Source organism: Methylobacterium sp., assembly GCF_028290105.1.
Taxonomy (GTDB): Bacteria; Pseudomonadota; Alphaproteobacteria; order Rhizobiales; family Beijerinckiaceae; genus Methylobacterium.
On the sequence record NZ_JAQGKL010000121.1, the window covers coordinates 1 to 8,617 of the forward strand.

General features: G+C 69.3%; 9 protein-coding genes. 4 read left to right on the top strand and 5 right to left on the bottom strand.

Annotated elements, in window-relative coordinates; translation table 11 throughout:
* Positions 1 to 1,637, bottom strand: a 1,637-nt coding sequence (locus JWQ05_RS08785) for an FdhF/YdeP family oxidoreductase (protein ID WP_299657636.1), incomplete at its 3' end; no start/stop codon positions are given.
* A 286-nt stretch (positions 1,638 to 1,923) separates the two neighbouring features.
* Between JWQ05_RS08785 and JWQ05_RS08790 the strand changes: the two genes are divergently transcribed.
* Positions 1,924 to 2,220 carry a hypothetical protein gene (locus tag JWQ05_RS08790; protein WP_366944572.1) on the top strand — a complete coding sequence of 99 codons (297 nt, stop codon included), beginning with the start codon at positions 1,924 to 1,926 and terminating at the stop codon, positions 2,218 to 2,220.
* On the opposite strand, the gene JWQ05_RS08795 is transcribed toward JWQ05_RS08790, so the two are convergent.
* Together JWQ05_RS08795 and JWQ05_RS08800 are read right to left on the bottom strand one after the other, a co-directional pair.
* Positions 2,217 to 3,296, bottom strand: a complete 1,080-nt coding sequence (locus tag JWQ05_RS08795; RefSeq protein ID WP_299657640.1) for a quinone-dependent dihydroorotate dehydrogenase — start codon at positions 3,294 to 3,296, stop codon at positions 2,217 to 2,219. The genes JWQ05_RS08790 and JWQ05_RS08795 overlap by 4 nt on opposite strands.
* Positions 3,297 to 3,309: 13 nt before the next feature.
* On the bottom strand, positions 3,310 to 3,669 hold the full coding sequence (locus tag JWQ05_RS08800) for a DUF952 domain-containing protein (RefSeq protein WP_299657642.1): 360 nt from the start codon (positions 3,667 to 3,669) through the stop codon (positions 3,310 to 3,312).
* A 205-nt stretch (positions 3,670 to 3,874) separates the two neighbouring features.
* Between JWQ05_RS08800 and JWQ05_RS08805 the strand changes: the two genes are divergently transcribed.
* From JWQ05_RS08805 to JWQ05_RS08815, 3 genes are all read left to right on the top strand, one after another.
* Positions 3,875 to 4,507, top strand: coding sequence for a helix-turn-helix transcriptional regulator (locus JWQ05_RS08805; RefSeq protein WP_299657643.1), 633 nt, complete (start codon positions 3,875 to 3,877; stop codon positions 4,505 to 4,507).
* A 92-nt stretch (positions 4,508 to 4,599) separates the two neighbouring features.
* The gene (locus JWQ05_RS08810) at positions 4,600 to 5,715 is read left to right on the top strand and encodes an ATP-binding protein (RefSeq protein ID WP_299657644.1); all 1,116 of its coding nucleotides are present in this window, start codon (positions 4,600 to 4,602) and stop codon (positions 5,713 to 5,715) included.
* A 134-nt stretch (positions 5,716 to 5,849) separates the two neighbouring features.
* The gene (locus JWQ05_RS08815; protein ID WP_299657645.1) at positions 5,850 to 6,842 is read left to right on the top strand and encodes a TIM44-like domain-containing protein; all 993 of its coding nucleotides are present in this window, start codon (positions 5,850 to 5,852) and stop codon (positions 6,840 to 6,842) included.
* 66 nt (positions 6,843 to 6,908) lie between these two features.
* Here JWQ05_RS08815 and rsmA read toward each other — a convergent pair whose 3' ends face one another.
* Positions 6,909 to 7,769 carry a 16S rRNA (adenine(1518)-N(6)/adenine(1519)-N(6))-dimethyltransferase RsmA gene (rsmA, locus tag JWQ05_RS08820; protein WP_299657646.1) on the bottom strand — a complete coding sequence of 287 codons (861 nt, stop codon included), beginning with the start codon at positions 7,767 to 7,769 and terminating at the stop codon, positions 6,909 to 6,911.
* A partial coding sequence (gene pdxA, locus JWQ05_RS08825) for a 4-hydroxythreonine-4-phosphate dehydrogenase PdxA (RefSeq protein WP_299657647.1) occupies positions 7,766 to 8,617 on the bottom strand: 852 nt, incomplete at its 5' end. The genes pdxA and rsmA, both read right to left, overlap by 4 nt.

Below are 8,617 nucleotides of genomic sequence, written 5' to 3' on the forward strand. Positions count from 1 at the left end.
GGCTTGTTGATGCCGCCGGAGCCGTGGACCATGCTCATGGAATCCTCGACCGTGACGATCTGGGTCCTGCCCTTGGAATTCCGGTCGATCTCGGTACGGCCCAGGCAAGGCAGCAGGTAGGCGACGCGGCCCGGCACCAGATGCGAGTGGTTGAGCTTCGTAGCGATGTGGACGGTGAGGTCGCAGGAGGCCAGCGCCTTGGCCACCAGCGTCGTGTCCGGCGTCGCGCGGGCAAAGTTGCCGCCGAGCCCGATGAAGGCTTTGGACGAGCCGTCGAGCATGGCGCCGATGGCACCCAGTACGTTGTGGCCATGCCTGCGCGGTGCGGTGATGCCGAATTCCCGCTCCAGGGCGTCGAGGAGGGCCGCCGGCGGCTTCTCGTTGATGCCGACCGTACGATCGCCCTGAACGTTGGAATGGCCGCGCACGGGGCACAGGCCCGTGCCGGGGCGACCCACATGGCCGCGTAGGAGCATGACGTTGGTCAGCTCCCGGATGGTCGCCACCGAGTGGCGGTGCTGGGTGACCCCCATGGCCCAGGTGCAGATCACCTTGTCGGCGCCGAGATAGACCTCCGCCGCGACCTCGAGGTCGGCGCGGCCGAGGCCCGACTGGTCTTCGATCATCGCCCACGTCGTGGCATTGACCGCCGCGCGGTAGGCCTCGTGATCGGCGGTGTGGTTGCGCAGGAAGGAGCGGTCGAGCACCGAGGGCCGACCGGCGGCCATGGCCGCATCGTCGGCTGCGAAGACCGCCTTGGCGATGCCCCGGAAGGCGGCCATATCGCCGCCGAGGCGCGGCTGGTAATAGTGGCTCGCCACGGGGGCGGAGGAGCCGCGCAGCATCTCGACGGTGTTCTGCGGATCGGCGAAGCGCTCCAGGCCGCGTTCGCGCACGGGGTTGAAGACAACCACCTTGGCGCCGCGCTGGGCGGCGCGGCGCAGGTCGCCGAGCATGCGCGGATGGTTGGTGCCGGGATTCTGCCCCACCACGAAGATCGCGTCGGCCTTCTCGAAATCCTCCAGCAGCACCGTGCCCTTGCCGATACCGATGGCCGCCTGCAGGGCGATGCCGCTGGCCTCGTGGCACATGTTCGAGCAGTCGGGGAAGTTGTTGGTGCCGTAGTGCCGGGCGAAAAGCTGGTAGAGGTAGGCGGCCTCGTTGGAGGCGCGACCGGATGTGTAGAACTCCGCCTGATCGGGGGAGGCGAGCCCGCGCAGCGTCGCGCCGATCTCCGCGAAGGCGGCGTCCCAAGTGGTGACGACGTAGCGGTCGGTCAGCCCGTCGTAGCGCATCGGGTGCGTCAGCCGGCCCTCGCCCTCCAGCGCGTAGTCGGTCCAGCCGCGCAGTTCGGTGACGGTGTGACGGGCGAAGAACTTCGGCGGCGTGCGCTTGTCGGTGGCCTCCCAAGAGACCGCCTTCACACCGTTCTCGCAGAACTCGAAGGAGGAGCCGTGCTCCGGGTCGCCCCAGGCGCAGCCGGGACAATCGAATCCGTCGGGCTGGTTCGCCTTCAGCATGGCCCGCGCGCCCGAGAGCGGTGCGCGGCTGCCCAGGAGGTGCTTGCCACAGCTTTTCAGCGCGCCCCAGCCGCCGGCGGCGGACGAACGCTTCGGGGTCGCGACCGGATGGTCCATGGAGGGTCCTGGCAGAGGCACGGATGGGAAGGGAGCGGGAAGCAACGCTCCTCGTTATCGCAGCGCACCGAAGCCGCTCAATCGCGTGAAAGCGCAGGCCAGTCATGCGCTTGAGGGTCCCATGCGCTCGGCGCAGAGCGCGTTCATGCTTCCTTAAAAGCCCTGAGTAGGGCCAGTGATCTTCGACCGTGCAACAGGCGCTTCTCATCGGCTATCACGACCCGAATGCCGTAGGGGCTCAGGGCCCCATGGCCCCCCTGTGGAGCCGATGCCCATGAGAACGCCCGTGAGGGTTTTCGCCGCGCTGGCCGTGGCGCTCGCGGTCGGGATCTCGGTGATGGCGCATGACCGACAGATCGGCGCGGAGTGGGCCGTCTCACCGGAGCAGATCGCCGATGCCAAGGCCTATGGGAAGCCAGGCGTGGAGATCGCGCCGGGCCGGATGGTGGTCGATCCGCTGCCGAGCGAGGATGCCGGGCGCCTGCCCCTGAAGTGGCTCCTGGTCGGCCTCGCGGCCGTCGGTGCCGTGCTGGCTGGAACCGGTCGGCGGCGTGAGACACGGCCGAAGGCCGGGCGGCGCTAGCCCGGCATCGCCGCGAGTGCGGCCGCATCGCGCCCGACGATGGGGGCGAGGCTCGTCGCGCTCTCGGCCTGCAGACGCTGCAGAAGTCCGCGCTTGATCTCGGGGATCAGGCCCGGCCCGGCATAGACGAGGCTCGAATAGAGCTGCACGAGGCTCGCGCCCGCGCGGATCTTGGTCCAGGCGGCCTCCGCCGAATCGATCCCGCCGACGCCGATCAGCGGCAGTTGCGGGCCGACGCGCAGATAGGTTTCGGCCAGGAGCCGCGTCGCCGCCGCGAAGAGCGGCCGGCCGGAGAGGCCGCCGGTTTCCGCAGCGAGGGTGGTCTCGCGCAGGGTGCTGGGCCGGGCGATGGTGGTGTTGGAGACGACAAGCGCTTGCACACCCCGGCGCAGGGCCGTCGCCGTCATGGCATCGAGCGCCGCGAGCGTGATGTCCGGCGCGATCTTGAGGAGGATCGCGGTGGCGGGATGCGTTTCGTCGCGGGCCTCGACGACCCGGGCCAGGAGTTCGTCGAGGAACGCCTCACCCTGCAGATCGCGCAGACCCGGCGTGTTGGGGGACGAAACGTTGACGGTGATGAAATCCACCAGCGGCGCCAGAGCCCGGGTGCAGGTTACGTAGTCGGCGAGCCGGTCCGTCGCGTCCTTGTTCGCTCCGATATTGACGCCGACCCGGCCCGGCCGCCCCCTGCGGGCGGCGAGGCGCGCGCGCACCACCGCGAGGCCTTCGCTGTTCAGGCCGAAGCGATTGATGACGGCATTGTCCCGGGTGAGCCGAAACACGCGGGGACGTGGATTACCCGGCTGGGGCTTCGGCACCACGCCGCCGACCTCCACGAAGCCGAAGCCGAGGCCGAGCAGGGCGTCGGGCACTTCGGCACCCTTGTCGAAGCCCGCGGCGAGACCTACGGGATTCGGGAAACGCAGGCCGAGCACGGAAACCGCGAGGCGGGGATCGTCTGCAGCGGGACGGCGCGGCGGCAGGGCGGCGAGGCCGCGCAAGGTGAGGTTGTGCGCCGTCTCCGCATCGAGGCTGTGCAGCAACGGCCGGGCCAGGGGGAACAATGCGTTGATCACGTCCGGACTCCGGTTAACCGGCGGCGCCGGGTGGGACATCGGCCGGGAAGACGTGGCGGCCATCCGGCCCGAGCGGCAGGTCGACCACCCCGCGCACCGCGTCGAGCGCCAGGTCGCCATAGAGGTGGGGAAAGAGGTCGCCGCCGCGCGAGGCCTCGTAGCGCAGGGCCGCGCCAAGCACCTCGGCCTCCACCGAGACGAGGACAAGGTTCGTCGCACCCGCGAAGTGCCGCGCCGCCGTCTCGGCCACCTGGGCAGGGGTGGAGAAATGGATATACCCGTCCGCGAGGTCGACTGGCGCACCGGTGAAGCGGCCGAGCGCTTCGGCCTGCTGCCAGAGTTCGTGCGGGCAAATCTTGTAGATGATCGGCATTCCGGCTCCGTAACGGGTTTCCGGAGGGCGATCAAACGCCATCGTTCTTTCGAGTCTCACAACTCAAGCGAGCAAGTCTCCGGTCAAAGCGCGGCAGGTTTCAGGCGATTTTCGTGGCCGAAACGGCATTGCCATCGTCGAAGATTAGTTCTACTTTCCTAACTCTAGGCTGGTCGTCTTAGTCGTAGCGCGCTTCGAGCCCCTGATGCTGTCTCATGATCAGATCTGGACCGCGATCGACCGCTTGGCCGAGCGTCATGGTTTCTCCGCATCCGGCCTCGCACGCCGGGCAGGACTGGACGCGACCAGCTTCAACCGTTCGAAGCGAATCGGCCCGGATGGCCGCAAGCGCTGGCCGTCCACGGAGTCCGTCTCCAAGGTCCTCGCCGCCACCGGTGCCAGCCTCGACGATTTCTTGCGCCTGATCGAGGCCCGCGGCGGCCCGGCGCGTACGATGATCCCGCTCATCGGCATGACGCAGGCCGGGGCGGGGCGCCTGTTCACCGACGAGGGCATGCCGACCGGCGGGCCCGGCTGGGAGGAGATCGAGTTTCCCGATCTCGGGGAGGACCGTGCCTTCGCGCTGGAGGTCCAGGGCGACTCGATGGCGCCTCTCTACCGCGACGGCGACGTGCTCATCGTCTCGCCCAGCGCCAGTGTGCGGAAGGGCGACCGGGTCGTGGTGCGGCTCTCCGCCGGTGAAGTCTTGGCCAAGGAACTCAAGCGCAAGACCGCCCGTACGATCGAACTGGCCTCGCTGAACCCCGAGCACGCGGACCGCGTGATCAATGTAAGCGACATTGCCTGGATCGGCCGTGTGATGTGGGTGCGCCAGTAGGCGCTGCCCGATTGGCTTTGCCGCACCGGCGGATGCCGCTATGCCTTGCGCCCCTGAGGGGCCGTCTCGCGCCTCGCATCGGCGGACAGTCCATGGCATCGCCCCGGATCGACGATCACGCGCTCGAGACGCATCCGGATGCGGGCCTCGCCCTGCTCCTGACGGCGTCGGCCGTCCCCGCTGCCCTGGTGGCGGGCCATGGAGACGCCGCACAGATCGTCCTCGCCAATCCATCCTTCCTTGCGCGAACGGGGCAGGCGGCATCCGATCTGATCGGGGCGGACCTCCGCCATGGGCTCCGACCGGACGGCGACCGCGAGACCATCGCCGTCCTGGCCGGCGTCCTGTCTGGCGAACGATCCGAAGGGGTCGAAATCCTGGCGCAGACCAAGGCTGGATCGACCTACTGGGCCCAGGTTCTCGTCGTCGCGGTTCCGGGCACCGGGTTCCGCCTCGCCCAGGTCGTTGATGTGACGCGACGCCGGGACGCGGAGGGCGCCCTGTTGCTCTCGCGCCAGCGCGAGGCGCTCGGCCTCCTCACCAACAGTGTCGCGCACGAGTTCAACAACTTCCTCCAGATCCTGATCGGCTACATCGACGGCCTGAAGCGGCGCCTGGGCGACCGGGAGGAACCCTTCATTCAGCGGGCGATCCTGCGATCCACGGACGCGGCCGAGCGGGCGACGATCCTCACCCGGCAATTGCTCGCCTTTTCGCGTCGGATCGCACCGGACGTCCGCCCGGTGGACCTGAACCGCCTGATCACCGATTTCGGAGCCCGGGTCGGCCCGACCCTGCCGACCCGGATCACCCTCGACATCCGTACGCTGCCCGGCCTCGCCCCCGGCCTCGGCAACCCGACCCAGGTCGAACTGGCGCTGACCCACATCGTCGCCAATGCCTGCGAGGCGATGCCGAATCCGGGACGCATCACCATCGCGACCTTCGCGGTACCCGCCGGGGATCGCGGCTTGCAGCGCCCCGGAGACGGCGCGGTCGGCATCACCGTCACGGACGAGGGCCAGGGCATGTCCCCGGAGATGGCAGCGCGCGCGCTCGCCCCGTTCATCACCAGCCGCGAGGCGGGGCGCGGCACCGGGCTCGCCATCGTGCACGGATTGATGAAGCGCCAGAACGGCACGGTCTCCATCGATTCGAAGCCGGACGAGGGCGCCGTTGTCCGCCTCGTCTTCCCGGCGGTGGTCTAGGGCCGGATCGGCAATCCGACACCGAAATCCGCAGTCCGGAAGGACTAAAACCGCCGGCCGAACGTCACCATATCAGGAGCGGCCTGCACGCTAAGCATGCCGAGACTTCCACGTTCGTCACCAGAGGCGTCTTCATGTTCACCTCCACCACTCGTCGCAAGCGCGCGGCGTCCATCCTCGCGCTTGCCGCGGCGTTGGCGCTGGCTGCGCCCGTCGCCGAGGCGCGTCCCGGAAGCGGTAGCAGCGGTGGCATGGGCTCGCGCGGATCGCGCACCTTCACGCCCCCTTCCGCCACCACGACGGCGCCCGGTGCCCCTGCGCCGATCCAGCGTTCGCAAACCCAGCCCGGCCCGGCCATGGGCAATCCCGGCATGAACACGGCCGCGCAGCCCGGCCGTCGATTCGGCGGCGGCTTCATGGCCGGACTGCTCGGCGCCGGACTGCTCGGCGCGCTTCTCGGCGGCGGCTTCTTCGGCGGACTCGGCGGCATCATGTCCTTCCTGGGCCTGATCCTGCAGGTCGGCCTCGTCGTCCTGCTCGTGTCCTTCGCGGTGCGCTGGTTCCGTCGTCGCCAGGGCCAGCCGGCGGCCGCCGGCCATGCCCGGTCCAACCTCGACGGTGTCAGCGCGAACATGAACCAGGGCCCGATGGGGGGCGCGCCGATGGGCGGCGGATACGCCAATGCCCAGCAGCGCGGTTCGGCGCCAGTCCAGCCGGTGCAGGCGCGTCCGGTCGCCATCAGCCCCGGCGATTTTCAGAGCTTCGAGATCGCGCTCAACGACGTCCAGGCGGCCTATGGCCGTGAGGATGTGGCAGCTTTGCGCAATCTCGCAACGCCTGAGATGGCCGGCTACTTCATCGAGGAACTGCGGGCCAACGAGGCGCGCGGCGTCGTCAACCGCATCTCGGACGTGAAGCTCCTGCAGGGCGACCTGTCGGAATCCTGGGGCGAGGGCAATGCCGAGTACGCCACGGTGGCGATGCGCTACGCGATCAAGGACGTGACCGTCGATCGCCGCACCGACCGGGTGGTCGAGACCGGCGAGCCCGAAGCCGTCGAACTCTGGACGTTCACGCGCGAGCGCGGCGGTCGCTGGATCCTATCGGCGATCCAGCAGGGTCGCTGAGCGCCATCCACGCTCCTACGAACGTTAAGGAGGCCGCGCGGAGCGATCCGCGCGGCCTCCGCCTTTTCAAGTGACTTTCAGGGCCTGGGCCATCGCCACGAAGGCGGACACAGGGACTTCCTCGGCTCGGCCCGTTTCGGGAATTCCGGCGGCAGCGAGCAGGCGTGCCGGGTCGGGGACCGCCGCTTTCAGGCTCTGGCGCAGCATCTTGCGGCGCTGCCCGAAGGCCGCGCGGGTCACCGTTTCCAGGGCCTGCACGGAGCAGGGCAGGGGGTCGCGGCGCGGCGTGAGGCGGACAATCGAGGAGGTCACCTTCGGCGGCGGAACGAAGGCGGAGGGTGCCACGTCGAAGAGGATGTGCGCCTCCGTTCGCCAGCCGCAGAGCACGCCGAGGCGCCCGTAATTCGCCCGGTCGCCCTCGTCGGCGACGATGCGCTCGGCGACTTCGCGCTGGAACATCAGCGTCAGGGACTCCCACCAGGGCGGCCAGGCCGCGCCCGTGAGCCAGCCGACCAGCAGTGGCGTGCCGATGTTGTAGGGCAGGTTCGCGACGACACGCACCGGCCCGGTGCCGATCAGCGGGACGGGGTCGAAACGCAGCGCGTCGGCATCGATCACGTCGAGGCGGCCCGGATGATGCGCCGCGATCTCCGCCAGGGCTGGCAGGGCCCGGGAATCCCGCTCGATGGCGATCACGCGCTTGGCGCCCTCGGCGAGGAGCGCGCGGGTCAGGCCGCCGGGCCCGGGCCCGATCTCAACCACGGTGACGCCTTCGAGTGGGCCGGCGCAACGCGCGATCCGGCCGGTCAGGATGAGGTCGAACAGGAAATTCTGGCCAAGCGACTTCTTCGGCTCGAGACCGTGCTTGCGCACGACCTCGCGCAGGGGCGGAAGGCCATCCGTGCCGAGGCTGCTGTCTTCGCTCATGCTTCTGCCTTCACGAGGCGCGCGGCGAGCCTCAGGGCCGCCATCAGGCTGTCGGGCCGGGCGAGGCCCTTGCCGGCGATATCGAAGGCGGTGCCATGGTCCGGCGAGGTCCTGATGAAGGGAAGGCCCAGGGTAACGTTGACGCCATCGTCGAAGGCGATGGTCTTGATCGGGATCAGCGCCTGATCGTGGGTTGGGGTCAGCGCCACGTCGTAGGTGGCACGTGCCCTCTCGTGGAACAGGGTATCGGCGGGCAGCGGCCCGCGGATGTCGATCCCTTCGTTCTGCAACTGCAGCACTGCCGGCTCCAGCACGTCGCGGTCCTCGGTGCCCATCGTGCCGTTCTCGCCCGCATGTGGATTGAGCCCGGAGAGGACGAGGCGCGGATGGGCGAGGCCAAAGCGGTGACGCAGGTCGTGTGCGACGATGCGGGCGGTTCGGATCACGAGATCCTGCGTCAGGAGTTCCGGCACCCGACGCAGGGCCACGTGGATGGTCACCGGCACCACCGCGAGGGTCTCGGACCACAGCATCATCACCGGCAACGGCGGCGTCTCGCCGGGCGCGACCGCACAGGCGGCCAGGAACTCGGTGTGCCCCGGATAGGCGAAGCCAACCTGGGTCAGGACGTACTTGGCGATGGGATTGGTCACCAGCGCGGGCGCGATGCCGGCACGGACAAGGTCGACGGCGGTGGTGATCGATTCGAGGATGGCCCCCGCATTCGCGCTGTCCGGGCGACCCGCCACGGCATCGACGCGCATGCCGCTCGGCAGCGGCATCACGGGAAGTGCCCGCGAGAACACCTCGACCGCGAGATCGGGCCCGACATCGGCGATCGGCACCTG